The sequence below is a fragment of the Phyllobacterium sp. T2-21 genome, from assembly GCF_055378485.1.
On record NZ_AP027914.1, the window covers coordinates 64,060 to 90,718 of the forward strand.

Here is a 26,659-nt window from a genome sequence, read left to right on the forward strand (position 1 = left end):
CTTTCTAGCTTCCGAGCATGGCAGCCGCCATGACGACACTCTGTGCAATATCGGCAAGCTTCTTCTTCTCGTTCATGGCGGCCTGCCGCAGCAGCGCATAAGCCTCGTCTTCCGATATTGTGCGCGATTTCATCAAAATGCCCTTGGCGCGCTCAACGACCTTGCGCTCTTCCAGGGCGCTTTTTGCCTCCGCCAGTTCCTGCTGCAGCCGGCTGAAAGCCTTGAAGCGGCTGACCGCCATGTCGAGAATGGGCTTGACGCGCTCCTTCTTCAGGCCGTCGACCACATAGGCGGACACACCGGCATCCACCGCCGCCTCGATCGACGCAGTATCGGAGCTGTCGACAAACATGGCGATCGGCTTGCGCACGGAACGGCTGAGCTGGAACAGATGCTCCAGCATGTCGCGATTGGGGGTTTCGATATCGATGACGATGACATCGGGCGCGATCCGCTCGATCTGCCGGGCAAGCCCGACGATGTCGTGCAAAACAACGACGCGATCATGGCCGGCCTCCCGCAATCCCTCTTCGATAATGGAAGCGCGGATACGGTTTTCGTCGAAGACCATGATCGATAGCGGTGTAGACATGCCTTAATTTTGCGCATGCCCTCAAATTGTGCAATGCTACATTAGCGCACATCAACAAAAGTAGTGCGGGCGGCCGCTTCGCACCCAAAACGGCCGCCTTTTGCGCAATGGATCAGGCCTTGAAGGCAGCCCGCGGCAGTTCGGACAGCACTTCCGCCCTGTTGCCGCGCATGATGACGATCTCCTCGAGGCGGACGCCGAATTTGCCGCTGAGGTAAATGCCCGGCTCGATCGAGAACACATGCCCGTCCTCGAGAATGGCCTCGGAAGTCGCGGTGATATAGGGCGGCTCGTGGATGTCGATGCCCATGCCATGGCCGGTGCGGTGCAGGAAATATTCACCGTAACCCGCCTGGGTGATGACATCGCGTGCCGCCTTGTCGACTTCCTTGGCGGCAACCCCCGGTTTGGCCGCAGCCAGCGCCGCCTTGACGGCAGCATCGAGAACCGCGTGCACCTTGTCGAAATCCGCGGGCGTTTCACCGCAGACGGCAACGCGGGTCATGTCGCTGGGATAGCCGTCACTGCGACCGCCAATGTCGATCAGCACCGCTTCATTGGCCTTCAGTACGCGCTCGCCGGTGTGATGGTGCGGGTATGCGCCATTTTCACCGAAACAGACGCTGGTGAATTCCGGCTTCGCATTGTTTGCCTTGTAGTAGTCCCGGACAACACCGGCAATCTCGAGCTCGGTCACGCCGGGCTTCAACGCGGCAAAAGCCGCACGCATCGCGCCGTCATTGATGAGCGCATTGGCCTTGAGCGCGGCATATTCCGCCTCGTCCTTGCGGGCGCGCAGATAGCCGACGGTGTCGTTGAGGAAGGTGCGCCTGGCACCCGGCAATGCATCGATCACCAGCAGGGCGAAATCCGCCCGCATCGTTTCATCGAGCGCGATCCTGATATCCTGTTTTGTCCCGACGACGTCTTTCAAAACAGCGGCCAGCGCCGCATCGGGGCCCTCGCCGTCCGTCCATGGATAGAACGGCAGGTCGGTATGCTGGCGCGAGCTGTCGGCATTGAGCGCCGGCATCAGTATCCCGGCGTGATCCCTTCCGACAAACAGCATGACCGGCCGCTCGTCGCCATGGGGCGAGAGCCCGGCAAGCCAGACCATGTGCGAGGACGGACCGACGACGACAAGATCGGTTCCGGTTTCAGCCATGCGCTCCCGCAGGCGCGCCATCCGAAGTTCAGACATTTTACTATTCCCGTTGTTATGGATGCCGTGGCAAGGCCGTCCGACGATCCGGACGGCCTTTAAAGTTTCTGGTCAGTTCTTCTTCACGAGGCGGTAGAAGACGAAGTCCGATGTTGCACCGTTCACATAGCCCGAAACAGTCTTGGCGAGCGCAACCTGTGTGGCCGCCTGGAACATGACGATGATCGGTGATTTCGCCTGCACCTGCTTCTGCAGGTCGACATACATCTGATTGCGCTTGGACTGGTCCGCCTCAGCACGCGCCGCCTTCGTTTTAGCATTGAGTTCGGCAGGCACCGCCCAGCCATTGCGCCACGTGGTGGTCGACTGGTAATTGCCGTCCGAATTGTCCTCGTTGAAGGCAAATGCCTTGGCGTTCGAATCCGGATCCATGAAATCCGGACCCCAATAGAGCAGCATGGCTTCGTGGGTGCGGGCACGGTATTTGGTGATGACCTGGCTGCCCGTCCCCGGAATGATGTTGAAGTTGATCCCCGCTTCGGCAAAGCCCGCCTGCAGCGACTGCGCCATGTCGGTAAACGGCGTCGAGTTGATCACGTCGAGCGTCACCTTGATCGGGGTTTTTACGCCGGCATCGGCAAGGATCTTCTTCGCCTTGGCCGGATCATAGGTGTAGGGCGTCTCATCGAGCGATCCGGGGAAACCCGCGGGCCAGAATGCCTGATGCACCTGCATCTGCCCCTTGAGGAACGAGTCCGTCATGCCCTTGTAGTTGACGAGATAACGTGCGGCCTCCCAGATGGCCGGATTGGTCAGCGCCTCGTCCTTCTGGTTCAGGCTGAGGAAATGCACGGCGGCCTGCGGATAGGTTTCCACATTGACCGTGCCCTTGGTCGAAAGGCTGGCGACCTGATCCGGTGTCAGGTTCTTGGCAATGTCCACATCGCCGGATTCAAGCAGCAATTGCTGCGTCGCGGCTTCCGCCACATGGCGGATGATGACCGACTTCATTGCCGGTGCGCCACCGAAATAGTTGGGATTACCGGCAAGGTTGATGATCTCGGCCGGACGGAAAGCCTTCAGGACGAAGGGGCCTGTCCCGGCGGAATTCGCCTTGAGCCAGGCATTGCCCATGTCGCCATTGGCTTCGTGGCCCTGTACCGTCACGGCATCGATGATCGAGGCCGGGCGGGCGGCAAGAACGTTGAGCACAAAGGCGGACGAGAAATCGCCATCATATTTGACGACGATCTTATTGCCCGAAGCCGTGACCATCTTGTCATAGTTTGCAGGGGTCCAGCCCAGCTGTGCCAGGATGAAGGCGGGTGCCTTGTTCAGCGCAATGACGCGCTTCCAGGAATAGACCACGTCTTCCGCACGCAGCGGGTTGCCGGATGTGAATTTCACCCCGTCCCGCAGGGCGAAGGTGATGGTCCTGGCGGCATCATCTGCCGTCCACGCCGTCGCCAGACCTGGCGCCAGCGTCTTCACATCGGGCGCATCATACTGCACCAGACGGTCATAGGTCTGGGTCACATATTCGCCCGAGGTGAACTCATAGGCTTCGGCCGGATCGATGCTGACGATGTCATCGATATTCTGGGCCACGACAAGCGCATTGCCCGGCGTTGCCGCATGGGCAAGCGGGGCTGCCGATACGATCATGGAAGCGGCCAGCAGTGCCGCCTTGAACAGTTTCATTCTTCATTCTCCTCTGGATTGTTCTTGTTGTTGGGTTTTTTGTTGTAGGTTTTAGAGCCGGGGCCGGAACACGGGCAATGTCCCAGTCCACAGAACCCGCGCCGTTCTGTCGGTGTCATTCCACCAGGCATGGGGCCGGTTGCCGCGAAAATGCAGGCTGTCGCCCGCCGAGATCACCACTTCCTCGTCATCGAGCCTGTGGGTGATGGCACCCTCCAGCACGTAGAGGATTTCTTCGCCTTCGTGGCTGACCGTTTCGGAACGATAACCCGCTGGTATGTGCATGATGACGGACGAGAGGACGTTCCCGGCAAAATCCGCAGCGATCTGCTCGTAGACAATGGAGGAACCGTCGACCGAAAACTTCTGCCGCTCGCCCTGGCGCGTCAGCGCATCTTCCGCCGTGGGCGTGGCAATGAAATAATCCACCCCGACGTCGAGACTGCGTGCAATCTGTGCAAGCGTTCCCAGCGATGGTGTGGCATGATCGCGCTCGACCTGGCTGAGATAGCCGACCGAAATACCCGCAGCGTCGCAGATTTCCTGCAATGTCAGCTGCAGTTGCCGCCGGCGTGCCCGGATCATGGCCCCGACCTTGGGCTGTGGCGCAGCGTTGCGAAGTTCGGACGTCATGGGCGATTCCAATCCCAGTAAAATTTCTTTGATCTAAGCAAAAATTTTTGTATGGTCCAAGCAGAATCTTCGGCAAGGTCAGGGAAAGTGTCACTACACCCCCCCCGACTTTCAGACCGGGATCAACGGGAACAATCGACACACATGGGCCAACCCAATGGCCCAAAATGGGGAAGGCTCTGGGTTTGGCATTCGAATCCGAAACAGTGGCAGATATTGCCGCCAAGCCGGTCAGACGGCCGGGCTTGCACTGGAGCCGTGGCGCCCGCCTGCTGCTTGGGCTCGCCGGGTTCACCGTCTCCGTGCTCATCACCTTTCTCGGGCTTCTGGCAATCACCTTCTTTATCGGCCGCGTGGTTCCCATCGATCCGGTTCTGGCCGTCGTGGGCGACCGGGCGCCGCGTGCTGTCTATGAAGCAGCGCGGATACAGATGGGCCTCGACCAGCCGGCGCCCATCCAGTTCATCCGTTATGTCGGCTCGGTCCTGTCGGGCGATCTCGGCACATCCGTATCCACAGGCAAACTCGTTCTCGACGACCTGAAGCGCGTGTTTCCCGCAACACTCGAAATGGCAACGCTCGGCATCATCATCGGCGTCCTGCTCGGCGTTCCCATGGGTGTCTATGCGGCGAGCCGTCGGGGCAGCCTCGTTGATCAGGTCATCCGGGTGATCGGGCTTTTGGGCTATGCCGTGCCTGCCTTCTGGCTCGGCCTTGTCGGCCTTGCCGTTTTCTATGCCCGCCTGAAATGGGTCGCGGGACCCGGTCGCCTCGACATCTTCTATGATGGCCTCGTCGACCCCGTCACCGGCATCGTGCTGATCGACAGCCTGCTTGCCGGCGAAACCGATATCTTCTTCAATGCTCTCTGGCATCTGGCCTTGCCCGCCTCCGTGCTCGGCTTCTTCAGCCTTGCCTATATCGCGCGCATGACGCGCTCCTTCATACTCGACCAGCTGTCACAGGAATATGTGACGACAGCGCGCGTCAAGGGCGTGTCGGAGCGGCTGGTCATCTGGCGCCATGCCTTCCGTCCCATTCTGGTTCCCCTGATCACCGTGATCGGCCTTTCCTATGCAGGCCTGCTGGAGGGCTCGGTGATGATCGAGACGATCTTCTCCTGGCCGGGCATCGGCAATTATCTCACCGTGGCGCTGCTCAATGCCGACATGTCCGCCGTTCTCGGTGCCACGCTGGTGATCGGCGCGGTGTTCATCGGCATCAACAAGATTTCCGACGTGCTCTACCGCGTCCTCGATCCCCGTGCGCGTTAGGAGCTCCTGATGGCAAACGTCCACAGCTGGCTGATTGATGACAGCCCCGCCTCCCGCCTGCAGGCCCGGCTCGGCCGCCTCTACCGGATATGTGGCGCCCTGTCGCGCAATCCGCTGGCAGCCGTCGGCGCGATCATCATTCTGGTGCTGATCCTCACAGCGATCTTCGCGCCGCTGATCGCAACCCATGATCCGCTGAAGCAGGATCTGGCACAGCGCCTGCTGCCGCCCGGCAGCGGCAACTGGATGGGCACTGACGAGCTGGGGCGGGATATCTGGTCCCGCGTCGTCTACGGCGCGCGCATCACCCTTGTGATCGTCGTGCTGGTCGCGGTGCTGGCAGCGCCCGCCGGATTGATCATCGGCGCCATCGCCGGATATTTCGGCGGATGGATTGACCGCGTCCTCATGGGTGTCACCGATATTTTCCTGTCCATGCCGAAACTCATCCTGGCGCTGGCCCTCGTCGCGACATTGGGGCCCGGCATCGAGAACGCCATCATCGCCATCGCCATCACTTCATGGCCCGGCTACGCCCGCATCGCCCGGGCGGAAACACTGACCTTCAAGAATGCGGAGTTCATTGCCGCCATCCGCCTGCAGGGCGCATCGTCGCTGCGGGTCATTCTCGGCCACGTGCTGCCGCTGTGCACCTCCTCGATGATCGTACGCGTCACGCTCGACATGGCCGGTATCATCCTGACCGCCGCCGGTCTCGGCTTCATCGGCCTCGGGGCGCAGCCTCCGCTGCCCGAATGGGGCGCCATGATTGCGCGCGGCCGCTCGTTCATCCTCGACCAGTGGTGGGTCGCCACCATGCCGGGCTTTGCCATCATCATTGTCAGCCTCGGCTTCTGCTTTCTCGGCGACGGCCTGCGCGATGTCCTTGATCCCAAGAGTGGAGAACAGCGGTGAGTACGCCCCTGCTTGAGATTGAAAACCTGCGGGTCTCCTTCCCCACGCACAAGGGCGTCATCGACGTGGTGCGCGGTGTCTCCTTGACGCTTGGCCGCGAACGGCTGGGGATCGTCGGCGAAAGTGGCTCGGGCAAATCGATGACCGGGCGCGCCATCCTCAAACTCATCCGCGCACCGGGAACGATCCATGCGGACAGGTTCCGTTTCGACGGTATCGACCTGCTGCAACAGTCAGAGAGGGCAATGCGCGGTATTCGCGGTGCCCGCATTTCCATGGTGATGCAGGATCCGAAATTCTCGCTCAATCCCGTCATGACCGTGGGCGAACAGATTGCCGAAGCGCTGCAGACCCACCAGCGTTTGCCCCGCCGGGAAACCCGGCAGCGCGTGCTCACCATGCTCGAAGCGGTGCGTATCGATGACCCCGAACGCGTCGCCAGCCTCTACCCGCACGAAATTTCCGGCGGCATGGGCCAGCGGGTGATGATCGCCATGATGCTCATCCCCGCGCCCGATCTCCTGATTGCCGACGAGCCGACCTCGGCACTCGACGTTTCGGTGCAGGCACAGGTTCTCGATATCATCGACGAGCAGGTCAAACGCAAAGGCATGGGCCTGATCTTCATCAGCCATGACCTCAACCTCGTCTCCAGCTATTGCGACCGCATACTGGTGATGAACACCGGCGAGATCGTCGAGGAATGCCAGGCGGGCGAATTGCGCAACGCCGTGCATCCCTATACGCGCGGGCTGATTGCCGCCATTCCGCGGCTCGATGAAACGCGTGAGGAGCTGCCTGTTCTCGACCGCAGCGCATGGGTGGCCAAATGACCGCGCTTTCTCTGAAACAGCTCGACATCTCCTATGGCGAGACGCAGATCACCCACGGCATCACCCTCGATATCGCGGAGGGCGAGAGCTTTGCGCTGGTCGGTGAAAGCGGCTCCGGCAAATCGACGGTGCTGAAGGCGGTTGCCGGTCTCGCACCGCAATGGACCGGCTCGATCACCGCTTTCGGCCGGCCGCGCACGCATGGTATCGACCAGCATTTCGCCCGGCATTGCCAGATGGTGTTCCAGGACCCCTACGGTTCGCTGCATCCGCGCAAGACCATCGATGCCATCCTGAGCGAACCGCTGGCCATCCACGGCATCGGCAACCAGAACGGCCGGGTCGAGGACATGCTGGTTGCGGTCGGGCTCGACCGCAAATTCCGCTTCCGCTATCCCCATCAATTGTCCGGCGGCCAGCGCCAGCGCGTCGCCATCGCCCGCGCCCTGATGCTTGAACCCAAGCTCCTGCTTTTGGACGAGCCGACCTCGGCGCTTGATGTCTCGGTGCAGGCCGAGATTCTCAACCTTCTGAAGCGCCTGCGCCGCGAACAGAACCTCACCTTCCTCATGGTGACCCACAACCTGCCCGTCGTGTCGTTTCTCTGCGACCGTCTGGCGGTGATGCGCCACGGGCGGATCGTCGAGATCGCCGCTGTGGCCGACCTCAAGCGCGGTGCGCTTCAGGAAACCTATTCGCGTGAACTGATGGATATCAGCGTCGCGCATGCCGGTTGAACAATGACCCCAAGGAAATGAAAATGACACAGGATGAAGTAGCAACGGCTTTGGCCGAATTTGACGCGGCCATTGCCGCGGGCACCCATGCCCAAGCGCCGTGGCAGGCATTGCAGACGCTGTCGCAAAAGATCATCGGCGCCAAGCTGTTCACCATCATGACCGTCGACATGAAGAACGAGCTCGCCCGCCGTGAATACACATCCGACGCCGAAAGCTATCCGGTGTCCGGCACCAAGCCGATCCATTATGACCGCTGGTTCGACACCGTGCACAAGGACAGGCAGTCCTTCGTTGCCAACACCATCGCCGATATCGCGACGGTGTTTTCCGACCATGAAACGATCTGGGCGCTCGGCTGCGGCTCGGTCATCAACATTCCCGTGGTGATTGCGGGCGAGCTGCTCGGCACGGTCAATTGCCTCGATGTCGAGCACCACTACACGCCGGAGCGGGTCGAGCGCTCCAAACTGCTGGCCATTCCGGCCAAGCTGGCGTTTCTGGCGGCCAGCAAGGCCGCCTAGACGGTGCGCTCCTGCCCGCGCAATCAGCGGGCAGGAATGACGGCTGTCGCCTCGATTTCAACCAAGGCGCGATCTTCCAGGAGGGCCACGACCTGTACCAGGGTCATCGCCGGATAATGCCGGCCGAAAACGCGGCGATAGGCTTCGCCCAGCCGTTTCTGTTCGGCGACATAGACCTTCTTGTCGGTGATGAACCAGGTCAGCCGCACGAGATCGGTTGTCTCGGCACCGGCGCTTGCCAGGATATCGACAATGTTGCGCATCGCCTGCTCGGCCTGCCCGACGAAATCATCGGTCTCGAATGTCTGGTCCTTGGTCCAGCCGATCTGGCCGCCGACAAAGATGACCTTCCCCTCGGCTGCCATGCCGTTGGAGTATCCCTTTGCCGCCGGCCAGCCCTGCGGGTGTATGATCTCTGCCATTCGAGTTTCCTGCCTGATTATTAAATGGGTTATTGCTGATATGCCTTGCGCAATTGAAAGCGCTGTATTTTCCCGGTCGCCGTCTTGGGCAGCGCATCGAGGAATTTGATCGAGCGTGGATATTTGTACGGCGCTATGACCTGTTTGACATGGTCCTGCAAGCGCTTGGCCGTTTCCTCGCTGGCCGCAACACCCGCCTGCAGCACCACATGCGCCTGCACGATCTGGCCGCGCTCCGCATCGGGAGCGCCGATGACCGCACATTCGCTGACGTCGGGATGGGCGAGCAGTGCCGCTTCCACCTCGGGACCGGCGATGTTGTAACCGGCGGAGATGATCATGTCGTCCGAGCGCGCGGCAAAATGGAAATAGCCATCCGCGTCCTGAAAGAAGGAGTCGCCGGTCAGGTTCCAGCCGTCGCGCACATAATTCTTCTGGCGCTTGTCGGCGAGATAGCGGCAGCCGATCGGCCCGCGCACCGCCAGCCTGCCGATCTCGCCGCGCGGCACTTCGCGCATCGCCTCGTCGACTATAATGGCCTGGTAGCCGCTGACGGGCTTGCCCGTCTTGCCCGGCCCCGAATCCTCCAGCCGGTTGCTGATGAAGATGTGCAGCATTTCCGTGGCGCCGATACCGTCGAGCAGCGGCTTGCCGGTCTTCTGCATCCAGGCTTCGTAGATCGGCGCAGGCAGCGTCTCGCCCGCCGAAACCGCGATGCGCAGCGAGGAAAGGTCCGCACCCTCGTTCATCGCCTGCAGCATGACCCGGTAGGCGGTCGGTGCGGTAAAGCTGATCGTTGCCTTGTAGGTCTCGATGATGTCGATCATTTTCGGCGGTGTCGCCTGTTCCAGCAGGGTTGCCGCCGCGCCGAACCGCAGGGGGAAGATCGCCAGCCCGCCAAGACCGAAGGTGAAGGCAAGCGGCGGCGAGCCCACGAATACATCGTCAGGACGCACATCAAGCACTTCCTTCGCATAGCCGTCGGCGATGATGAGAAGATCGCGGTGAAAGTGCATCGTCGCCTTCGGCTCGCCCGTGGTGCCCGACGTGAAGCCGAGCAGCGCGACATCGTCGCGGCCGGTCTTCACCGCCTCGAAGCGCACGGATTTGTCGAGCGCGATCCGGTCCAGTTCCGCCTCGTGATTGGCGGTTCCGTCAAAGCCGACAACACGCTTCAGGAACCTGTTTGTTTTGGCGCAGGTCTCCATGTCTTCGAGCAGCCGCGTATCGCACAGCGCCAGGGATATCTGCGCCTTGTCGACGATCTGGGTGAGTTCGCCGGCCCGCAGCATCGGCATGGTATTGACGACGACGGCGCCCACCTTGGTTGCCGCCAGCCAGCAGGCAACCATGGCCGGATTGTTGGAGGAGCGGATCAGAATACGGTTGCCCGGCTCGACACCGTAATTTTCGACCAGCGCATGGGCGATGCGGTTGGTCCAGTCGGTGAGTTCCTTGTAGGTCCGGCGGCGGCCATTGCCGATCAGCGCCGTATTGTCGCCGAAGCCCTTGGCGACCATCGCATCGGTCAGTTCCACGGCGGCATTCAGCCATTCCGGATACTGGAAATTCTCCATCAGCAGTTCCGGCCATTCCTCGAGCGGAGGAAGATTATCCCGGGTAAAGTGATCCGTATGCGCCGATGGTCCCAACATTCTCTCTATCCCCTTGCAAGTTCATGCCTTGCGATGATTATTTTTTGTACGTCCGACGCACCTTCATAGATGCGCAATGCCCTGATTTCCCGGTAGAGGCGCTCGACGACGCTGCCTTTGCGCACGCCATCGCCGCCGTGAATCTGAACCGCCTTGTCGATCACGCTCTGCGCGCGGTCCGTGGCATAGAGTTTGGCCATCGCGGCTTCCCGGCTGACCCGTTCGGCGCCACTGTCCTTCAGCCACGCCGCCCGGTAGACGAGCAGCGCCGCCGCATCGATATCGAGCGCCATGTCGGCGATGTGCCCCTGCACCATCTGCAGCTCGGACATGGGTGCACCGAAGAGATGGCGGCTATTGGCGCGGTTGACCGCTTCATCCAGCGCCCGGCGGGCAAAGCCCAGTGCAGCCGCCGCCACGGTCGAGCGGAACACGTCAAGCACCGACATGGCAATGCGGAAGCCCTGTCCCGGTGAACCGATGAGAGCGGATGCCGGTATGCGGCAATTGTCAAAGACCAGCCGCGCCAGCGGATGCGGGGCGATCACTTCAAGCCGTTCGGCAATGATCAGGCCCGGCGTATCCGCGGGCACGATGAAGGCAGAAATGCCCTTGGCACCCTCCCCCTCGCCGGTGCGGGCAAACACCGTATAGACATCGGCGATGCCGCCGTTGGAAATCCAGGTCTTTTCGCCATTGAGGACAAATCCATCCCCATCGCGCACGGCTGACAGTTCAAGATTGGCAACGTCGGATCCCGATTGCGGTTCGCTGAGGGCGAAGGCGGAGAGCGCCTTGCCCGCCCGCGTCCGCGTCAGCCATTCCCGCTTCTGCGCATCGGTCCCGAACAGGGAAAGCGCGCCGGTGCCGAGCCCCTGCATGGCAAAGGCGAAATCCGCCAGACCGTCATGCCGCGCCAGCGTTTCGCGGATGATGCAAAGGCTGCGCACGTCAAGCTTGCCGCCGGCTGTCGGATCAACCGCCGTGTGTTGGAGAAGACCGGCCTCTCCAAGCCTGGCAACCAGCCCTCGACAGGCGTCATCGACCTTTTCGTGGTCGATGTGGCCGGTGTTGTCCGTCGCCCACAGCTCCACCGCATCGGCGAGCCGGCGATGCACATCGTCGAAGAAGGGCCATGACAGGAAGCTGCGATCCATCATCTCAGTCGCCCTTGAACACGGGGGTCTGATGCGCAACGAAGGCATCATAGGCACGCTGGAAATCCTGCGTCTGCATGCACAGCGCCTGCGCCTGCGCTTCGGCCTCGATGGCCTGATCGATCGACATGGACCATTCCTGGTTCAGCATGGTCTTGGTCATCATATGGCCGAATGTCGGGCCTTCGGCGAGACGCCTTGCCAGTTTCAGTGCCTCAGCGTCCAGCGTTTCCGCATCGACAATGCGGTTGTAAAAACCCCAGCGCTCGCCCTCTTCGGCCGACATGCTGCGCCCGGTATAGAGCAGCTCGGCCGCGCGGCCCTGGCCGATGATCCGTGGCAGGATGGCGCAGGCGCCCATATCGCAGCCGGCAAGCCCAACGCGCGTGAACAGGAAGGCGGTTTTGGCGGCCGGTGTCGCCAGACGCAGATCGGACGCCATGGCGATGATGGCGCCTGCCCCCACGCACACGCCATCCACGGCGGCGATAACCGGCTTGCCGCAATGCATGATGGCCTTGACCAGATCGCCCGTCATGCGGGTGAATTCCAGCAGGCTCTTCATGTCCATCTTCAGAAGCGGTCCGATGATGTCGTGCACATCGCCGCCCGAGCAGAAATTGCCGCCATTGGAACCGAAAACCACGGCCTTGATGTCATCGGCATAGACGAGCGCGCGAAAACAGTCGCGCAGTTCGGCATAGCTGTCGAAGGTCAGCGGGTTCTTGCGCTCCGGCCGGTCAAGCGAGATGACCGCGATGCCGTCGGTGACATGCCATTTGAAATGGGTCGCCGTGTAATGTGCCATCTCACGCATCGTGTTCCCCCTCGCTGTGCAGTCCCTGCGCATGTTCAATCGTATCCAGCGTGGCGAGCAGCCCCGCTGTCACATCCACCGGCAGGCTGCCGAAAATCTCGTTGATCCAAAGCTCATGCGCGGCGGCCATCCGTGCGAACTCATCCCGGCCCCGCTGTGTCAGCCGGACCAGCATGGCGCGTTTGTCACCCGCAACCGGCACCCGCAGCACCGCGCCATCCGACACGAGCCGCTCGATGATGCCGGTGACATTGCCGTTGGAAACCCGCAGCGCCGAGGAGAGCTCGCTCATTTTCAGCCCTTCCTCGAACCGGTAGAGCGCGGCCATGACATCAAAACGCGGCAGGGTCGTATCGAACTCGACCCGCAGGTTTTCGCGCACCACCGCCTCGACATGCTTGGTCGCCTTGAGCATTTTCAGCCAGACGCGCAGGCTCTGCTTCACCTGCTCGGGCCCGGCTTTGCGGGCGGCGGACGGGCTGGTCTTGCTGCTCATACTTCGCCTCCTGAAATGGATATGGCCTGCCCGGTGACGGAGCCGGAATGCGCGCCGCACAGCCAGAGCACCGTCTGCGCGATCTCCGCAGGCTGGATCAGACGTTTCTGCGGATTGGATGCAACGAGGGCTGCAACGGCGTCCGCATGGCTCTTGCCGGTTTTCTGCATGATCGTTTCGATGGCGCGTTCAAGCATCGGCGTTTCGGTGAAGCCGGGACAGACGGCATTGACTGTCACCCCGGACTTCGCCAGTTCCAGCGCCAGCGATTGCACCAGCCCGATCACGCCGTGCTTGGCCGCGGCATAGGCTGAGACATAGGGATAGCCTTTCAGGCCCGCCGTCGAGGCAATGGCAATCAGCCGCCCGTCATTTTTCGCCAGCATATCAGGCAGTCCCTGCTGGAAGGTCAGGAACACGCCGGTCAGGTTGAGATCGATCTGGCTTTGCCATGTCGCAAGGTCAAGTTTCTGGAATGGCGTGCTGGCAGCCGACCCGGCATTGGCAATGGCGATGTCGAGCGGACCGACGTCGCTGCGGATGCGGTCGAACAGATGGCGGGACGAGCCCTCATCCGTGACATCGGCGGTGATGGGAACAATGCGTTCCGACTGGGCCGCGATCTCATTCAAGGCATCCATCCGGCGTCCCGCGATCACCACCTTTGCACCCTCGCCCGCCAGGGCAAGCGCGATGGCAGCACCAACGCCGGAACCACCGCCGGTGACCAATGCGACCTTGCCTTGCAGCGACCGTGTCATCTACGCGCCCTCGATGGGAGCAATGACTTCGGCACGCTCCGCCAGCCGGTACATCTGGTCCCGGCCGGGATAATAGGGTTTCGGCCAGTCCACGCCCTTGTCACCCAGCGCCACGGCCGCATGCAGGGTCCAGTAGGGATCGGCGAGATGCGGGCGTGCAAGGCACACCAGATCGGCACGGCCGGCAAGCAGGATGGAATTGGCGTGGTCCGGCTCGTAGATATTGCCGACGGCCATGGTTGCCATGCCCGTCTCGTTGCGGATGCGGTCGGAGAACGGCGTCTGGAACATGCGACCATACACCGGCTTGGCGTCTATCGAGGTCTGCCCGGCCGACACGTCGCAGATATCGACACCCGCCTCCTGCAGCATCCGCGCAATATCGACGGCATCCTGCGGGGTAATGCCCTTGTCGCCCACCCAGTCATTGGCGGAAATGCGCATGGATATCGGCTTTCCCGACGGCCAGACGAGACGCACCGCACGGAATATTTCAAGCGGATAGCGCATGCGGTTTTCCAGGGAGCCGCCATAGGCGTCGGTGCGGTTGTTCATGACCGGCGTTATGAACGACGACAGGAGATAGCCATGCGCCGCGTGGATTTCCAGCATGTCGAACCCGGCCCGGTCAGCCATTTCGGCCGAGGCAACGAACTGGTCGCGCACCCGGTCCATATCGGCGCGGGTCATGGCGGTAGGTGACTGGTTGTCCGCTGACCATGGCAGATCGGAGGCGGACAGAACCGGCCAGTTGCCGTCAGGCAGCGGCACATCCGTTCCCTCCCAGCCAAGGCGCGTCGAGCCCTTCGCGCCGGAATGGCCAAGCTGGCAGCTGACCTTCGCCCCGGTCTCCGCATGGATGAAATCGACAATCCGCTTCCATGCCGCTTCGTGCTCCGGCGCATACATGCCGGTGCAGCCGGGTGTGATCCGCCCTTCCGGACTGACGCAGGTCATCTCGATGGTCACCAGACCCGCCCCGCCCTTGGCGCGCTCGCCATAGTGGACGAGATGCCAGTCGGTGGGTGTGCCGTCGACGGCTTTGTACTGCGCCATCGGCGAGACCACGATGCGGTTCTTCAGGGTCAGATCACGCAGTTTGAACGGCGCAAACATCGGTGCGCGCTGCGTCCCCCTCTTCGCCCCGGCCTTTTCCTGAAACCAGGCTTCGGCGCTCCCCAGCCACGCCCTGTCACGCAGCCGCAGGTTTTCATGGCTGATGCGCTGCGAGCGGGTCAGAAGCGAATAGTTGAACTGGACCGGATCGAGATCGAAATAGCGCTCGACCTCCTCGAACCATTCGAGCGAATTGCGCGCCGCCGATTGCATGCGCAATACCTGCAGCCGCCGTTCGTCCTCGTATTTGGCAAAGGCGTCCGCAACGGACTTTTCCGAATGCAGATAACCAGCCAACGCAATTGCGCTTTCCAGCGCCAGCTTGGTGCCGGAACCGATGGAGAAATGCGCGGTCGCCGCCGCATCCCCGAGCAGGACCACATTGTCGTGGGACCATTTTTCGCACAGCACCCGCGGGAAACTGATCCAGGCGGAACCGCGGATATGGTTGGCATTGGTCATCAGCGCATGGCCGCCAAGATATTTGGCGAAGATCCGCTCGCAGACCGCAATCGACTCCTGCTGGCTCATTGCGCCAAAGCCGAACTTGTCCCAGGTCTGCTGGCTGCATTCGACGATGAAGGTCGCCGTATCCGCATCGAACTGGTAGGCATGCGCCCAGACCCAGCCGTGCTCGGTTTCCTCGAAAATGAAGGTGAAGGCGTTGTCGAATTTCTGGTGCGTGCCAAGCCAGACGAACTTGCATTTGCGCGTGTCGATTTCCGGCTTGAAATGCGCGGCAAAGGTCGAGCGGGCGCGGGAATTCAACCCGTCGGCGGCAACGACCAGACCATAATCCTTGGCAAGGGCGGCGATGTCTTCGACAGGTGTTTCAAACTGCAGCTTGACGCCGAGTTCGCGCGCCCGCTCCTGCAGCAGCATCAGCAGCGTCTTGCGCCCGATGCCGCAAAAGCCGTGGCCGGTCGACACCGTCTCGGTCTGCTTGAAATGAACGGCGATATCGTCCCAATAGGCGAAATGCTCACGGATCGCATCGGCACTGACGGGATCGTTGGCGGCGAGATTGGACAGGGTTTCGCTTGACAGCACCACGCCCCAGCCGAACGTGTCATCGGCCCTGTTGCGCTCGATCACCGTGATGTCGTGGCCGGGATCGCGCAGCTTCATGCTGATCGCGAAATAGAGACCGGCGGGCCCTCCTCCAAGACAGGCGATCTTCATCAGGCATACTCCCGTTTGACCTTGCTTATCGTGTCACCGCATCAAAATAATTTCAAGCATGAAATTTCAAGCTTGAATAATTTCCGATTTATAGGGATAGTCAGGTCAAGCAGAGCAAACTGCAGGGGGGATGCGATATGGAAAACTATATCCAAACCGACGTGAAGGATGGTTACGCCATCCTGACATTGACACGCCCCGAGGCGCGCAATGCGCTGAACACCAGCATGCTCAAGCAGCTGGCCGAGAGCCTCGCGCGTTTCGAACGCGACCCCGAAATCCGCACCATCATCCTCACCGGCGCCGAAGGTAATTTCGCCTCGGGCGCCGATATCGGCGAAATCGCCGACAAGACATCCGTGGATGGCGTGCACGATCTGCGCCTGCATGCATGGGACGCCATCGCCAGGGTGCGCAAGCCGCTGATCGCGGCGGTCGAGGGCTATTGTCTCGGCGGCGGATTTGAACTGGCGCAGCGCTGCGACCTGATCGTTGCTGCCGGCAACGCCACCTTCGGGCAGCCGGAAATCCGGCTCGGCCTTATTCCCGGCGCCGGCGGCATCCAGCGGCTGACAGCGCTTCTGGGAAAATCCCGGGCGATGCGCCTGCTGCTCACCGGTGAAACCATCAGCGGCGCCGATGCGTTCGACTGGGGTATTGCGTCGCACGGCACCCCGGCCGGGGAAAGCCTTGCAACGGCTGAAAGTATTGCCGCGAAACTCGCCAAGGGCGCGCCGCTGGCCCAGCAGTTCGTCAAGCAGGCGGTGCTGACAGCACTGGACGATCAGAATGCCTTGGCGCTGGAGCGCCGGTCCTTCGAATTGCTTTTGTCCACCGACGACAAGGCCGAGGGCATTGCCGCCTTCCGCGCCAAGCGCCAACCCGAATTCCGGGGGCGCTAACGTGGGCAAGCCGGTCAACATCGTTGGCGTTGCCGGTGCAGGCACCATGGGCCGGGGCATCGCGCATCTGCTGGCGCGATCCGGAATACAGACAATCCTCTATGACACGCAGGACGGCATGGCCGCCAAGGCGAAGGCTGCGATCCTTGCCGACATCGGCCAGCGCATCGCCCGCGGCAAATCGACGGAAGGCGAGCGCGACGCCTGCGCCGGAAATATCGTCATTGCCGCGACCTTGCAGGACATGGCGCCGGCGCATCTCGTCATCGAAGCCATCATCGAGACGCTGGACGCCAAGGCAGATCTGTTTCAGGCACTGGAGAAGGTCTGCGCCACGGATTGCCTCCTTGCCACCAACACCTCTTCCCTTTCGGTCGAAGCGATTGCCCGCACGATCCAGCATCCCCAGCGCTTTGCCGGGCTGCATTTCTTCAACCCCGCCCCGCTGATGAAGCTGGTGGAGGTCGTCGCCGGTCCGCAGACGGAAGCGGGTATCGCCGAACGGCTGTCCGGTCTCGTCAAGACCTTGGGCAAGCAGCCCGTCGAGGTGCGCGACAGCCCCGGCTTTCTCGTCAATCGCTGTGCCAGGCCTTTTTACGGCGAAGCGCTGCAACTTCTGGAAGATCGCGTTACCGATGCAGCAACCATCGACATGTGCCTCACATCATCGGGCGGTTTTCCGCTCGGGCCGTTCGAGCTGATCGATCTTGTCGGCGTGGACATCAACCTCGCCGCAACAGCCTCCGTATGGCAGGGATTCGACCGGGCGCCACGCTTCAAGCCGTCACGCCTTCTCGAAGACCTGAAGACCGAGGGCAAGCTCGGCCGCAAAACCGGAAGCGGATTTTTCACCTATCCGCGTCAGGACAATGTGCTGCCCGGTGACAGTTCCATATCGACTGTCGACGAGTTGAAGCGGCAGCTGGAAACACGCACCGGTGTTGCCGTGCATCTGAGCGACGGGCGGACGGCCCGCGAACTGTCCACGGACAGCCGCCAGCCGGTCATCGTGCTTGACCGGCAGATCGGCCAGTGGCGCGGTCCTGTTTCCCTCGCCTTCGCCCAGCATGATCTGCGCGATGCCGATATCCGGTCCATGGCGCTGCAGGCCAAATCGCTGGGGGTTGAACTGCACGAGGTGACGGACACGCCAGGGCTCGTATTCCTGCGCGTGGCGGCCATGCTGGCCAACGAAGCGGCCTTCGCCTTCGGACAGGGACTGGCCACGACGGCGGGAATCGATACCGCGCTGAAACTCGGCCTGAACTTCCGCCACGGCCCGCACGAGATGCTGGAGGCGCTCGGGATCGCGGCGATCACGAACACGCTGGAGCGCTGCGGCCGGATCCACCCTTCCGGGCGGTATGATGCGTGTCCCGCTCTGGCGGACTTTGCGGAGGATACAACAACCAGGCGTTAGTTGGCACGGGCACTTGCATCGCGAATCAATTTAGAATTGAGATGAACCATAAAATAAGGGGAACGACGCAATGAAACGAATAGCAGCAGCGGCATTGATGGCGGGTTTGACTTTTGCCGGTCAGGCCATGGCCGAACCCGTGAAGATCGGCATGATCACGACATTGTCCGGCGGCGGCGCAGGCCTTGGCATCGATATACGCGACGGCTTCCTTCTCGCCATCAAGGAGTCCGGCAACAAGGACATCAAGGTCATCGTCGAGGACGATGCGCAGAAGCCGGAACTTGCCGTGCAGATCGCCGACAAGATGGTCCAGAGCGAAAAAGTCGACATCCTGACCGGTATCGTCTGGTCCAACCTCGCCATGGCGGTCGTGCCGGGCGTTGTCGGCCAGGGCACCTTCTACCTGTCGACCAATGCCGGCCCGTCGGCACTGGCCGGTGCCAACTGCAACCCCAACTATTTCAACGTCGCCTACCAGAACGACAATCTGCATGAGGCCATGGGCAATTACGCCAACACGGCCAACTACAAGAAGACCTTCATTCTTGCGCCGAACTATCCCGCCGGCACCGATGCGCTCACCGGCTTCAAGCGCTTCTACAAGGGTGCGCTGGCAGGCGAGCTCTACACCAAGGTCGGCCAGACCGATTATGCCACCGAGATCGCGCAGATCCGCGCTTCGGGTGCCGATTCCGTCTACTTCTTCCTGCCCGGCGGCATGGGCATCGCCTTCATGAAGCAGTATTCGCAGTCCGGCATTTCCACGCCGGTCATGGGCCCCGGCTTCTCCTTCGATCAGGACGTGCTCGGCGCCATCGGCGATGCGGCCATCGGCGTGAAGAACTCGTCGCATTGGTCGAAGGACCTCGATAACGCCGCCAACAAGAAATATGTCGCCGCTTTCAAGGCCGAGTACAAGCGTTTGCCGTCGCTCTATGCCACACAGGGCTACGACACGGCCAACCTGATCCTCTCGGCGGTCGCCAAGGCCAGCGTCAAGGACAAGGATGCGTTCCGGGCCGCGCTGAAGGAAGCCAAGTTCGATTCCGTGCGCGGCAAATTCAAGTTCGGCAACAACAACCACCCGATCCAGGACATCTATGTGCGTGAAGTGATCAAGGAAGACGGCGTTCTCACCAACAAGATCGTCGCCACCAGCTTCACCGATCACCAGGATGCCTATGCGGCCAGCTGCAAGATGTGAACGGTGGACGGGCGTGCGGAGCGAAAATCCGCGCGCCCTTTATGCCTGTGATCGTCTCATCGGATTGGATTGAACCTTGTCTTCGGCTCTCCTCATCGAACAAGCCCTGAACGGCCTGCAGTTCGGCGTCATGCTGTTTCTGATGGCCGCCGGATTGACGCTGATCTTCGGCGTCATGGGCGTGATCAACCTTGCCCATGGCTCGCTCTACATGGTCGGGGCCTTCGCCTGCGCGGCGGTTGCTGCCTATACCGGCTCGTTCTGGCTCGGCCTGGTGGCAAGCCTCATTGCCGCTGCCGCTGCAGGGGCCATCGTCGAAGTCACCGTGATCCGGCGTCTCTACAACCGCGATCACCTGGATCAGGTTCTTGCCACCTTCGCGCTCATCCTGATCTTTTCCGAGGGCACGCGCTGGGTGTTCGGCTCTTTTCCGCTCTATCTCGACATCCCGAAGGTGCTGCAGGGGGCGATCAGCCTGCCGGGCGGCGGGCAGTACCAGCTTTACCGGCTTGCCATCATCGGCGCCGGTCTCATCGTCGCCATCGGGCTTTATCTGCTGATCGCAAAGACAAGGCTCGGCATGCGCATCCGCGCCGGTGAATCCGACCGGGAAATGATTGGCGCGCTCGGCGTCGACATTGCTTCGCTCAACACCATCGTTTTTGCCCTCGGCGCGGCGCTGGCCGGCCTCGCCGGTGCGCTTGTCGGTGCGCTGCAATCGGTGCAGGTCGGCATGGGCGAACCGGTGCTCATCCTCGCCTTCGTCGTCATCGTCATCGGCGGCATCGGCTCCATCAAGGGCGCGCTGGCCGGCGCCATTCTTGTCGGCGTGGTCGATACCATGGGCCGGTTCCTGCTGCCGCAGCTTTTCGCCCTGTTCATGCAGCCGTCACAGGCGGCCACGGCAGGCGCGGCCATCGCCTCGATGCTCATCTACATCGTCATGGCCTTCATTCTGGCAGTGAGGCCGAAGGGCCTCTTTGCGGTCAATGCGTGAGGGACGGAATGGCTGATCGCGAACGCCTTGTGAATATCGCCCTTGCCCTGATCGTGCCGGCCGGCGCCCTTGCGGCCCATGGCATGGGCGAGCCTTTCTACGTGACCCTTGCCACCCGCATTGCCATTCTTGCGCTTGCCGCGGTGGGGCTGAACCTCGCGCTCGGCCTTGGCGGCCTTGTCTCCTTCGGCCATGCCGCCTTTTTCGGCATCGGCGGCTATGCAGCCGGCATCTTTGCCACCCATGCCTTCAACCAGACCCCGCTGCTCACCGCCCCCGTTGTGCTCATGGCGACAAACCAGATGCCGGTGATCTGGCTGGTGAGCGCTGCCGTCGCCGGTCTGGCCGCCCTGCTGATCGGCCTGATCAGCCTGCGCACCTCCGGCGTCTATTTCATCATGATCACCCTCGCCTTTGCCCAGATGATCTACTACTTCGCCATCTCCTGGCCCGCCTATGGCGGCGAGGATGGCCTGTCGATCACCATGCGCAACGGCTTTCCCGGGGTGAACACGCTCAATCCCCTCAGCTTCTTCCTGATCGCCTATGGCCTGCTCCTGCTGGCGTTGTTCGCCTTCTCCCGGCTCAGGGACTCACGCTTCGGTGCGGCGCTGCAGGCCACGCGGCAGAACGAGGTGCGGGTGGCGTCCATCGGCATCCGGCCGCTGCGCATCCGCCTCGTCGCCTTCATCCTGTCGGGCATGATCACCGCCATTGCCGGTGCGCTGTTTGCCGATCTCAACCGCTTTGTCGGCCCCTCCATGCTGTCATGGAGCATGTCCGGCGAACTCATCGTGCTGATCATATTGGGCGGTACCGGCCGTCTCTTCGGGCCCGTCGCCGGCGCCATCCTGTTCGTGCTGTTCGAATTTGCCCTCGGCGGGCTGACGGAGCATTGGCAGCTCTTCCTCGGCCTTATTCTGCTTGCCGTCGTCCTGTTCGGGCGCGGCGGTCTCATCGGGCTTCTGGCCGGGAAGGTGCGTCATGGCTGAACCCGTCCTCAGCATCCGGAACCTGTGCAAATCCTTCGGCGCCTTGAAGGCCACCGACGATGTCAGCCTTGATCTTCATCCCGGCGAAATCCATGCGCTGATCGGCCCGAACGGTGCGGGAAAATCGACACTGATCCACCAGATCGCCGGAACGCTGAAGCACAATAGCGGCTCCATCCATTTCATGGGCCGGGATGTCTCGGCGCTTGGCGTCTCACACCGCGCGCAACTGGGGCTCGGCCGCACCTTCCAGATCTCGTCGCTGACGCCCGAGTTTTCGGCGCTGCGCAATGTCATGCTGGCCGTGCAGGCCAATCAGGGTTCGAGTTTCCGTTTCTGGAAGCCTGTCATGGCCGATGCATCGCTCAAGGACACCGCGCGCGACATGCTCGGCCGGGTGGGATTGCTTGAGCGGGCCGATATACCCAGCGCCGAACTTTCCCATGGCGAGCGGCGGCAGCTGGAAATTGCCATTGCGCTGGCGCTCGGTCCGAAAGCCTTCCTGCTCGACGAGCCGATGGCGGGCATGGGGCCGGAAGGCTCGAAACGCCTCACCGCCTTTCTCGACACGCTGCGGCACGAAGCACCGATCCTTTTGATCGAACACGATATGGATGCGGTCTTTGCCCTCGCCGACCGCATTTCCGTGCTGGTCTATGGCCGCATCATCGCCACCGGCACGGTCGACGACATCCGCCGCAATCCGCTGGTGCGCGAAGCCTATCTCGGGGAGAGCGTCTGATGCTGCTGGAGCTTACCGGGGTCGAGACTTTCTACGGCGCGTCGCAGGCGCTTTTCGGCGTCGATCTCGCGATGGCGGAAGGCGAAGCCGTTGCGCTGATGGGACGCAACGGCATGGGCAAGACCACCACCATCCGCTCGATCTTCGGGCTCTCGCCGCTGCGCCATGGCACGGTCCGTTTCGCCGGCGCCGATATTTCGGCGGCAAAACCCTATCGCATTGCCCGGCTTGGGCTGGGTCTGGTGCCGGAAGGACGGCGCTGCTTTCCCAACCTGACGGTGGCGGAAAATCTGCTGGCTTCAGCGCGAAAGGGGTTCTGGACCATCAAGGAGGTCAATGCCCTCTTCCCGCGCCTGGCGGAGCGGTCCGGGCAATATGCCAACTCGCTGTCCGGCGGCGAGCAGCAAATGCTTGCCGTGGCGCGCGCCCTGATGACCAACCCGAAGCTGATCGTCCTCGATGAGGCAACAGAGGGCCTTGCGCCGGTTATCCGGCAGGAAATCTGGAAGGCCATCGCCGCCTTGAAGCGGCAGGGCCAGTCCATTCTCGTCGTCGACAAGACCCTGTCCGAACTTCTGCCGGTGGCCGACCGCTGCTTTGTGCTTGAGCGGGGCCGCACCGTCTGGAGCGGTGTGCCGGCCGAATTGACCGGAGCGATTCAGGATCGTTATCTCGGCGTCTGACGGCCTCCCCGACGGGAGGCCGCACATATCATATCTTACGCGCGACCCTTCCAGCCGAGAAGCCGCATGGCATTGGCGGTAACCAGCACCGTCGCGCCGGTATCGGCAAGGATTGCCGGCCACAGACCGGTCAGCCCGATGATCGTCGTCACCAGAAAGACGGCCTTCAGGCCGAGCGCAACGCCGATGTTCTGGCGGATATTGCTCATCACCGTTTTCGACAGGTCGATCATGTTGGCGACATCGATCACCCGGCCGTGCAGGATTGCCGCATCGGCGGTTTCAAGTGCCACATCCGTGCCGCCGCCCATGGCAATGCCGATGTCGGCCGCGGCAAGCGCCGGAGCGTCGTTGATGCCGTCGCCGACCTTGGCAACGGTCAGGCCCGAGCGCTGCATCTCGCCGACGATCCGCTGCTTGTCCTGTGGCAGCAGTTCCGCCCTCGGCTCGATACCGAGCTTGGAAGCGATCGCCTCTGCGGTGCGGCTGTTGTCGCCGGTCAGCATGACGGCCTTGATGCCCTGCTCTTTCAAAACGGCAAGACCACGCTCCGCATCGGCCCTCGGCTCGTCGCGCATGGCCAGCAAGCCCGCAAGCTTGCCATCGACAACCACGAGGGAAACCGTTTTGCCCTGGTCGTTCAGCGCGGCGATGGACGCCGTTTGTTCCGCGCTGAGCGGCGCCGTTGCGGCGACGGCCTGCGGCGAACCGAGGAACACGTCCTTACCGCCGACGGTTCCCTCGACGCCCTTGCCGGAAACCGCCTTTGCCGCGGTGCACGGAAGAATGGCCACGGCATCCGCCTTGGCCCGGTCGAGAATGGCTACCGCCAGAGGATGGCTGGAACCGGTTTCGAGTGCGGCGGCCAGCGACAGCACTTCCCGCTCCGGCAGGCCGAATGAAACGATATCCGTGACCACAGGCTTGCCTTCGGTCAGGGTGCCCGTCTTGTCAAAGGCGACGGCCGTCACCTTGCGGAAGGTTTCAAGCACGGCGCCGCCCTTCATCAGCAGGCCGCGCCGTGCACCCGCGGAAAGGCCGGCGGCAATGGCGGCCGGTGTCGAGATGACCAGCGCGCAGGGGCAGCCGATCAGGAGAATGGCAAGGCCCTTATAGACCCATTCGCTCCAGATGCCGCCCATGAACAAGGGCGGGATGACGGCGACAAGCGCCGCGACAACCATGATGCCCGGTGTGTAATAGCGGGAGAAACCGTCGATGAACCGTTCCGTCGGCGCCTTGCTTTCCTGTGCTTCCTCGACGAGGCGGATCACCCGGGCGATGGTGTTGTCGCTTGCCGTCGCGGTGACGGCGATGCGCAGGACACCGTCGGTGTTGATGGTCCCGGCAAAGACCGCGTCACCGGCATTCTTGCGCTTGGGCGTGCTTTCGCCCGTGACCGGCGCTTCGTCGATCTCGCTTGTTCCCTCGGTGATGTCACCATCGGCGGGAATACGATCACCCGGCCGCACCAGAATGATGTCGCCAATGGCAAGTGCATCGGCAGGAACCGAGACGGCGTTGCCGCCACGCTCCACCAGCGCGGTTTTCGGGACGAGATCGGCGAGACCCTGAATGCTGGCGCGGGCACGGCCGGCGGCAACGCCCTCAAGCATTTCCCCGATCAGGAACAGGAAGACCACGGCGGCGGCTTCTTCACCCGCGCCAATGATCACCGCGCCGATGGCTGCGACCGTCATCAGCATTTCGATGGAAAATGGCGTGCCGGAACGCGCCGCCATCAGCGCGCGGCGGGCAATGGGTACCAGCCCGACCAGCATCGCCACGACAAAGGCCCCGTTGGCGATATCCGGATAAAGCTTGCCGACGGCATAGGCCGCGACAAGGGCAACACCGCTGATGATGGTCAGAAAGCCCTTGCGGCTCTGCCACCAGCGGGCGGGCCCGGCGCGTTGCACCGGAGCAGCGGCGACAGCCGCGCTTGCGTCCGCATGGTCATGCCCGGAATGATCGTGACCCGCATGGTCATGGTCATGGTGATCATGCTCCGCGTGGTTGTGGTTGGCATGGTCATGCCCGCTGCATGACGGCGCCGCCACGGGCGCCGGGCTCTTGGCTGTCAGCGGCGAAACCTTGTAGCCAAGGCCGTTGACCTTTTTCTCGAGAACACCGAGATCGGCGGTGTCGTCGTGTTTGACCGTCATCGTGCCCGCCGTCACCGACACGGAAATGTCGGCCACGCCAGGCAACCGGCGCACCGCCGTATCGATCTTGGCCGCACAGCTTGCACAGTCCATGCCCTCGACCCGGAAGCGGGTTTGCGTTGGCGCTGCTGTCATGATTCAACCTCTCTTGACTCTGTTGCCGGCAAGGCTACATGCTCTAGCGACTAGAGGAGCAAGCGAAATGTTGAAAGAAATTTCGATCGGCGAAGCAGCAAAGCGCAGCGGCGTCAAAGTGCCGACCATCCGCTATTACGAACAGATCGGGCTGCTGGCGGCGCCGGCGCGCACCGATGGTAACCGGCGGCACTATGAAGACACGGATATCCGCCGGCTGGCATTCATCCGCCATGCGCGCGAGCTCGGCTTCGAGATCGACTCCATCCGCACCCTGCTGCACCTGCAGGATGATCCCAACCAGTCCTGCGAAACCGCTGACGGCATTGCCAATGCACGGCTTATCGAGGTTGAGCAGCGCATCCGCAGCCTGAATGCGCTGAAGGCCGAGCTGGAACTGATGGTGGAAGGATGCTGGCACGGCCGTGTCGCCGAATGCCGCGTCATCGAAATTCTGGCCGATCACGGCAAATGCGCGCATGCACAACACTAGGCCGCGGTCACAATCGGCTGCGGCCGCGTTTATGAATCCTGGTCCTAAATAACCAGCAGCGGGGCCTTGCCGGGGACGCGCTCATAGAGATCCATCACGTCCTGATTGAACATGCGCACGCAGCCCGACGAGGCGGATTTGCCGATGGAGTTCCAGTCCGGCGAACCGTGAATGCGGTACAGCGTGTCGACACCACCCTGAAAGATATAGAGGGCTCGCGAACCCAGAGGATTGTGGACACCCGGCGGCATGCCCTGGCGCCATTTTTCCAGCTTCGGATCGCGTGAAATCATCGTCGATGGCGGTGTCCAGGTCGGCCACTTGCGCTTCCACTGGACAATGGCGCGGCCCTTCCAGGAATAACCCTGCCGGCCGAGCCCGACACCGTAGCGCATGGCCTTGCCGTTCTTCAGAACCAGATAGAGAAACTTGTCGACGGTGTTGACGACGATCGTTCCGGGCTTCTCCCCTGTCGGATCGTCGACGACCTGTCGCAGGAATTTTTCATTGACCTTGGCAAAGGGTATCGCCGGCAGCCTGTAGCCCTCCTCTTCGACCGCCTGATACATGCTGATGTAATCGGGCTTTACCGGTGCCGGTGCGGCAACCTCGACGGGCGCCGGCTTGTCCGCCGGCACGGCATCCTGCGAACCGGCAAGATCGAGCGACTGTTTGGGCAACTGGGCACAGGCAGCGACGGCTGAAACGCCAAGGAGCGACAGGCCGGTCAGGAATGACCGGCGCGAAACGAGGGATGACATTCTGTATGCTTTCAAACGATGGGACAGGCGGGGCGGACAGGCGGTCGTGGTCACCGCTTGCCCCTATCCTTTTAAAACGGATCGCGGCAACCGTGTGTCAAAAACAAGGCAGAACGCAATGTCTGTGGCACTGTTGCATTATGATCACAGTATATATCAGGCTGTAAACTTGCGTGATAATGCAA

At 62.0% G+C, this 26,659-nt stretch carries 26 protein-coding genes; 13 read left to right on the forward strand and 13 right to left on the reverse strand.

The window, feature by feature from the left end:
* Nucleotides 1-4 precede the first annotated feature (4 nt).
* The 4 genes from ACZ5FP_RS20635 to ACZ5FP_RS20650 all read right to left on the reverse strand — a co-directional run bounded on the left by ACZ5FP_RS20635 (nucleotide 5) and on the right by ACZ5FP_RS20650 (nucleotide 4,088).
* Entirely contained in the window at nucleotides 5-592 is a 588-nt protein-coding gene (locus ACZ5FP_RS20635) for an ANTAR domain-containing response regulator (protein ID WP_403184719.1), read from the reverse strand.
* A 112-nt stretch (nucleotides 593-704) separates the two neighbouring features.
* The gene (locus tag ACZ5FP_RS20640; protein WP_346305722.1) at nucleotides 705-1,793 is read right to left on the reverse strand and encodes a M24 family metallopeptidase; all 1,089 of its coding nucleotides are present in this window, start codon (nucleotides 1,791-1,793) and stop codon (nucleotides 705-707) included.
* A 72-nt stretch (nucleotides 1,794-1,865) separates the two neighbouring features.
* Complete coding sequence (locus tag ACZ5FP_RS20645) at nucleotides 1,866-3,455, reverse strand: ABC transporter substrate-binding protein (RefSeq protein ID WP_464664356.1); 1,590 nt, start codon at nucleotides 3,453-3,455, stop codon at nucleotides 1,866-1,868.
* Between the two features lie 51 nt (nucleotides 3,456-3,506).
* Nucleotides 3,507-4,088 (reverse strand): helix-turn-helix domain-containing protein, encoded by a 582-nt coding sequence (locus tag ACZ5FP_RS20650; RefSeq protein ID WP_288193459.1) that lies wholly within the window; start codon nucleotides 4,086-4,088, stop codon nucleotides 3,507-3,509.
* Between the two features lie 167 nt (nucleotides 4,089-4,255).
* On the opposite strand from ACZ5FP_RS20650, the gene ACZ5FP_RS20655 reads away from it, so the two are divergent.
* The 5 genes from ACZ5FP_RS20655 to ACZ5FP_RS20675 are packed head-to-tail and all read left to right on the forward strand — an operon-like array spanning nucleotide 4,256 to nucleotide 8,371.
* The gene (locus ACZ5FP_RS20655; protein ID WP_464664358.1) at nucleotides 4,256-5,362 is read left to right on the forward strand and encodes an ABC transporter permease; all 1,107 of its coding nucleotides are present in this window, start codon (nucleotides 4,256-4,258) and stop codon (nucleotides 5,360-5,362) included.
* 9 nt (nucleotides 5,363-5,371) lie between these two features.
* Nucleotides 5,372-6,277 (forward strand): ABC transporter permease, encoded by a 906-nt coding sequence (locus tag ACZ5FP_RS20660; protein WP_464664360.1) that lies wholly within the window; start codon nucleotides 5,372-5,374, stop codon nucleotides 6,275-6,277.
* Nucleotides 6,274-7,110: an ABC transporter ATP-binding protein gene (locus ACZ5FP_RS20665; RefSeq protein ID WP_464664362.1), complete on the forward strand. Its 837-nt coding sequence runs from the start codon at nucleotides 6,274-6,276 to the stop codon at nucleotides 7,108-7,110. The genes ACZ5FP_RS20660 and ACZ5FP_RS20665 overlap by 4 nt, the downstream gene beginning before the upstream one ends.
* A complete protein-coding gene (locus ACZ5FP_RS20670) occupies nucleotides 7,107-7,847 on the forward strand; it encodes an ABC transporter ATP-binding protein (RefSeq protein WP_464664364.1) in 741 nt (246 codons plus the stop codon). Before ACZ5FP_RS20665 ends, ACZ5FP_RS20670 begins: the two co-directional genes overlap by 4 nt.
* Nucleotides 7,848-7,870: 23 nt before the next feature.
* Nucleotides 7,871-8,371 carry a GAF domain-containing protein gene (locus tag ACZ5FP_RS20675; protein WP_464664366.1) on the forward strand — a complete coding sequence of 167 codons (501 nt, stop codon included), beginning with the start codon at nucleotides 7,871-7,873 and terminating at the stop codon, nucleotides 8,369-8,371.
* A 23-nt stretch (nucleotides 8,372-8,394) separates the two neighbouring features.
* Here the strand turns inward: ACZ5FP_RS20675 and ACZ5FP_RS20680 are convergent, their stop codons facing one another.
* From ACZ5FP_RS20680 to ACZ5FP_RS20710, 7 genes are read right to left on the reverse strand one after another with little or no spacing between them, the layout of a single operon-like run.
* The gene (locus tag ACZ5FP_RS20680; RefSeq protein ID WP_464664368.1) at nucleotides 8,395-8,793 is read right to left on the reverse strand and encodes a RidA family protein; all 399 of its coding nucleotides are present in this window, start codon (nucleotides 8,791-8,793) and stop codon (nucleotides 8,395-8,397) included.
* A 29-nt stretch (nucleotides 8,794-8,822) separates the two neighbouring features.
* Nucleotides 8,823-10,448, reverse strand: a complete 1,626-nt coding sequence (locus tag ACZ5FP_RS20685) for an AMP-binding protein (RefSeq protein ID WP_464664370.1) — start codon at nucleotides 10,446-10,448, stop codon at nucleotides 8,823-8,825.
* Nucleotides 10,449-10,453: 5 nt separating this feature from the next.
* The gene (locus ACZ5FP_RS20690) at nucleotides 10,454-11,608 is read right to left on the reverse strand and encodes an acyl-CoA dehydrogenase family protein (protein ID WP_464664372.1); all 1,155 of its coding nucleotides are present in this window, start codon (nucleotides 11,606-11,608) and stop codon (nucleotides 10,454-10,456) included.
* Nucleotide 11,609: 1 nt separating this feature from the next.
* Complete coding sequence (locus ACZ5FP_RS20695; RefSeq protein WP_464664373.1) at nucleotides 11,610-12,422, reverse strand: enoyl-CoA hydratase family protein; 813 nt, start codon at nucleotides 12,420-12,422, stop codon at nucleotides 11,610-11,612.
* Nucleotides 12,415-12,918, reverse strand: coding sequence for a MarR family winged helix-turn-helix transcriptional regulator (locus ACZ5FP_RS20700; protein ID WP_463013472.1), 504 nt, complete (start codon nucleotides 12,916-12,918; stop codon nucleotides 12,415-12,417). Before ACZ5FP_RS20700 ends, ACZ5FP_RS20695 begins: the two co-directional genes overlap by 8 nt.
* Nucleotides 12,915-13,679, reverse strand: a complete 765-nt coding sequence (locus tag ACZ5FP_RS20705) for an SDR family NAD(P)-dependent oxidoreductase (protein WP_464664374.1) — start codon at nucleotides 13,677-13,679, stop codon at nucleotides 12,915-12,917. The genes ACZ5FP_RS20700 and ACZ5FP_RS20705 overlap by 4 nt, the downstream gene beginning before the upstream one ends.
* The gene (locus tag ACZ5FP_RS20710; RefSeq protein ID WP_464664375.1) at nucleotides 13,680-15,977 is read right to left on the reverse strand and encodes a bifunctional salicylyl-CoA 5-hydroxylase/oxidoreductase; all 2,298 of its coding nucleotides are present in this window, start codon (nucleotides 15,975-15,977) and stop codon (nucleotides 13,680-13,682) included.
* Between the two features lie 137 nt (nucleotides 15,978-16,114).
* Here ACZ5FP_RS20710 and ACZ5FP_RS20715 point away from each other — a divergent pair, with 137 nt between their 5' ends.
* The 7 genes from ACZ5FP_RS20715 (at nucleotide 16,115) to ACZ5FP_RS20745 (ending at nucleotide 22,920) form a co-directional block, all read left to right on the forward strand.
* Nucleotides 16,115-16,879, forward strand: a complete 765-nt coding sequence (locus tag ACZ5FP_RS20715; RefSeq protein WP_464664376.1) for an enoyl-CoA hydratase-related protein — start codon at nucleotides 16,115-16,117, stop codon at nucleotides 16,877-16,879.
* Nucleotide 16,880: 1 nt separating this feature from the next.
* A complete protein-coding gene (locus ACZ5FP_RS20720; protein WP_464664377.1) occupies nucleotides 16,881-18,299 on the forward strand; it encodes a 3-hydroxyacyl-CoA dehydrogenase NAD-binding domain-containing protein in 1,419 nt (472 codons plus the stop codon).
* 70 nt (nucleotides 18,300-18,369) lie between these two features.
* The gene (locus ACZ5FP_RS20725) at nucleotides 18,370-19,506 is read left to right on the forward strand and encodes an ABC transporter substrate-binding protein (protein ID WP_130272211.1); all 1,137 of its coding nucleotides are present in this window, start codon (nucleotides 18,370-18,372) and stop codon (nucleotides 19,504-19,506) included.
* Between the two features lie 76 nt (nucleotides 19,507-19,582).
* The gene (locus ACZ5FP_RS20730; RefSeq protein ID WP_346305739.1) at nucleotides 19,583-20,503 is read left to right on the forward strand and encodes a branched-chain amino acid ABC transporter permease; all 921 of its coding nucleotides are present in this window, start codon (nucleotides 19,583-19,585) and stop codon (nucleotides 20,501-20,503) included.
* An 8-nt stretch (nucleotides 20,504-20,511) separates the two neighbouring features.
* On the forward strand, nucleotides 20,512-21,495 hold the full coding sequence (locus tag ACZ5FP_RS20735; RefSeq protein WP_464664378.1) for a branched-chain amino acid ABC transporter permease: 984 nt from the start codon (nucleotides 20,512-20,514) through the stop codon (nucleotides 21,493-21,495).
* A complete protein-coding gene (locus tag ACZ5FP_RS20740) occupies nucleotides 21,488-22,237 on the forward strand; it encodes an ABC transporter ATP-binding protein (RefSeq protein ID WP_346305741.1) in 750 nt (249 codons plus the stop codon). The genes ACZ5FP_RS20735 and ACZ5FP_RS20740 overlap by 8 nt, the downstream gene beginning before the upstream one ends.
* Nucleotides 22,237-22,920, forward strand: coding sequence for an ABC transporter ATP-binding protein (locus tag ACZ5FP_RS20745; protein WP_464664379.1), 684 nt, complete (start codon nucleotides 22,237-22,239; stop codon nucleotides 22,918-22,920). Before ACZ5FP_RS20740 ends, ACZ5FP_RS20745 begins: the two co-directional genes overlap by 1 nt.
* Nucleotides 22,921-22,955: 35 nt before the next feature.
* On the opposite strand, the gene ACZ5FP_RS20750 is transcribed toward ACZ5FP_RS20745, so the two are convergent.
* Nucleotides 22,956-25,220, reverse strand: a complete 2,265-nt coding sequence (locus ACZ5FP_RS20750) for a heavy metal translocating P-type ATPase (protein ID WP_464664380.1) — start codon at nucleotides 25,218-25,220, stop codon at nucleotides 22,956-22,958.
* Nucleotides 25,221-25,290: 70 nt separating this feature from the next.
* Here ACZ5FP_RS20750 and ACZ5FP_RS20755 point away from each other — a divergent pair, with 70 nt between their 5' ends.
* The gene (locus ACZ5FP_RS20755; protein ID WP_464664457.1) at nucleotides 25,291-25,713 is read left to right on the forward strand and encodes a MerR family transcriptional regulator; all 423 of its coding nucleotides are present in this window, start codon (nucleotides 25,291-25,293) and stop codon (nucleotides 25,711-25,713) included.
* 44 nt (nucleotides 25,714-25,757) lie between these two features.
* Here the strand turns inward: ACZ5FP_RS20755 and ACZ5FP_RS20760 are convergent, their stop codons facing one another.
* On the reverse strand, nucleotides 25,758-26,474 hold the full coding sequence (locus ACZ5FP_RS20760) for a L,D-transpeptidase (RefSeq protein ID WP_464664381.1): 717 nt from the start codon (nucleotides 26,472-26,474) through the stop codon (nucleotides 25,758-25,760).
* Nucleotides 26,475-26,659: the final 185 nt, after the last annotated feature.

Excerpts from the sequence above, each read along its gene's own strand:
- ACZ5FP_RS20635 (WP_403184719.1), bottom strand. The coding sequence starts at position 592 with ATGTCTACACCGCTATCGATCATGGTCTTCGACGAAAACCGTATCCGC.
- ACZ5FP_RS20640 (WP_346305722.1), bottom strand. The coding sequence starts at position 1,793 with ATGTCTGAACTTCGGATGGCGCGCCTGCGGGAGCGCATGGCTGAAACC.
- ACZ5FP_RS20645 (WP_464664356.1), bottom strand. The coding sequence starts at position 3,455 with ATGAAACTGTTCAAGGCGGCACTGCTGGCCGCTTCCATGATCGTATCG.
- ACZ5FP_RS20650 (WP_288193459.1), bottom strand. The coding sequence starts at position 4,088 with ATGACGTCCGAACTTCGCAACGCTGCGCCACAGCCCAAGGTCGGGGCC.
- ACZ5FP_RS20655 (WP_464664358.1), top strand. The coding sequence starts at position 4,256 with ATGGGGAAGGCTCTGGGTTTGGCATTCGAATCCGAAACAGTGGCAGAT.
- ACZ5FP_RS20660 (WP_464664360.1), top strand. The coding sequence starts at position 5,372 with ATGGCAAACGTCCACAGCTGGCTGATTGATGACAGCCCCGCCTCCCGC.
- ACZ5FP_RS20670 (WP_464664364.1), top strand. The coding sequence starts at position 7,107 with ATGACCGCGCTTTCTCTGAAACAGCTCGACATCTCCTATGGCGAGACG.
- ACZ5FP_RS20675 (WP_464664366.1), top strand. The coding sequence starts at position 7,871 with ATGACACAGGATGAAGTAGCAACGGCTTTGGCCGAATTTGACGCGGCC.
- ACZ5FP_RS20680 (WP_464664368.1), bottom strand. The coding sequence starts at position 8,793 with ATGGCAGAGATCATACACCCGCAGGGCTGGCCGGCGGCAAAGGGATAC.
- ACZ5FP_RS20685 (WP_464664370.1), bottom strand. The coding sequence starts at position 10,448 with ATGTTGGGACCATCGGCGCATACGGATCACTTTACCCGGGATAATCTT.
- ACZ5FP_RS20690 (WP_464664372.1), bottom strand. The coding sequence starts at position 11,608 with ATGATGGATCGCAGCTTCCTGTCATGGCCCTTCTTCGACGATGTGCAT.
- ACZ5FP_RS20695 (WP_464664373.1), bottom strand. The coding sequence starts at position 12,422 with ATGCGTGAGATGGCACATTACACGGCGACCCATTTCAAATGGCATGTC.
- ACZ5FP_RS20700 (WP_463013472.1), bottom strand. The coding sequence starts at position 12,918 with ATGAGCAGCAAGACCAGCCCGTCCGCCGCCCGCAAAGCCGGGCCCGAG.
- ACZ5FP_RS20705 (WP_464664374.1), bottom strand. The coding sequence starts at position 13,679 with ATGACACGGTCGCTGCAAGGCAAGGTCGCATTGGTCACCGGCGGTGGT.
- ACZ5FP_RS20710 (WP_464664375.1), bottom strand. The coding sequence starts at position 15,977 with ATGAAGATCGCCTGTCTTGGAGGAGGGCCCGCCGGTCTCTATTTCGCG.
- ACZ5FP_RS20715 (WP_464664376.1), top strand. The coding sequence starts at position 16,115 with ATGGAAAACTATATCCAAACCGACGTGAAGGATGGTTACGCCATCCTG.
- ACZ5FP_RS20725 (WP_130272211.1), top strand. The coding sequence starts at position 18,370 with ATGAAACGAATAGCAGCAGCGGCATTGATGGCGGGTTTGACTTTTGCC.
- ACZ5FP_RS20735 (WP_464664378.1), top strand. The coding sequence starts at position 20,512 with ATGGCTGATCGCGAACGCCTTGTGAATATCGCCCTTGCCCTGATCGTG.
- ACZ5FP_RS20740 (WP_346305741.1), top strand. The coding sequence starts at position 21,488 with ATGGCTGAACCCGTCCTCAGCATCCGGAACCTGTGCAAATCCTTCGGC.
- ACZ5FP_RS20745 (WP_464664379.1), top strand. The coding sequence starts at position 22,237 with ATGCTGCTGGAGCTTACCGGGGTCGAGACTTTCTACGGCGCGTCGCAG.
- ACZ5FP_RS20750 (WP_464664380.1), bottom strand. The coding sequence starts at position 25,220 with ATGACAGCAGCGCCAACGCAAACCCGCTTCCGGGTCGAGGGCATGGAC.
- ACZ5FP_RS20760 (WP_464664381.1), bottom strand. The coding sequence starts at position 26,474 with ATGTCATCCCTCGTTTCGCGCCGGTCATTCCTGACCGGCCTGTCGCTC.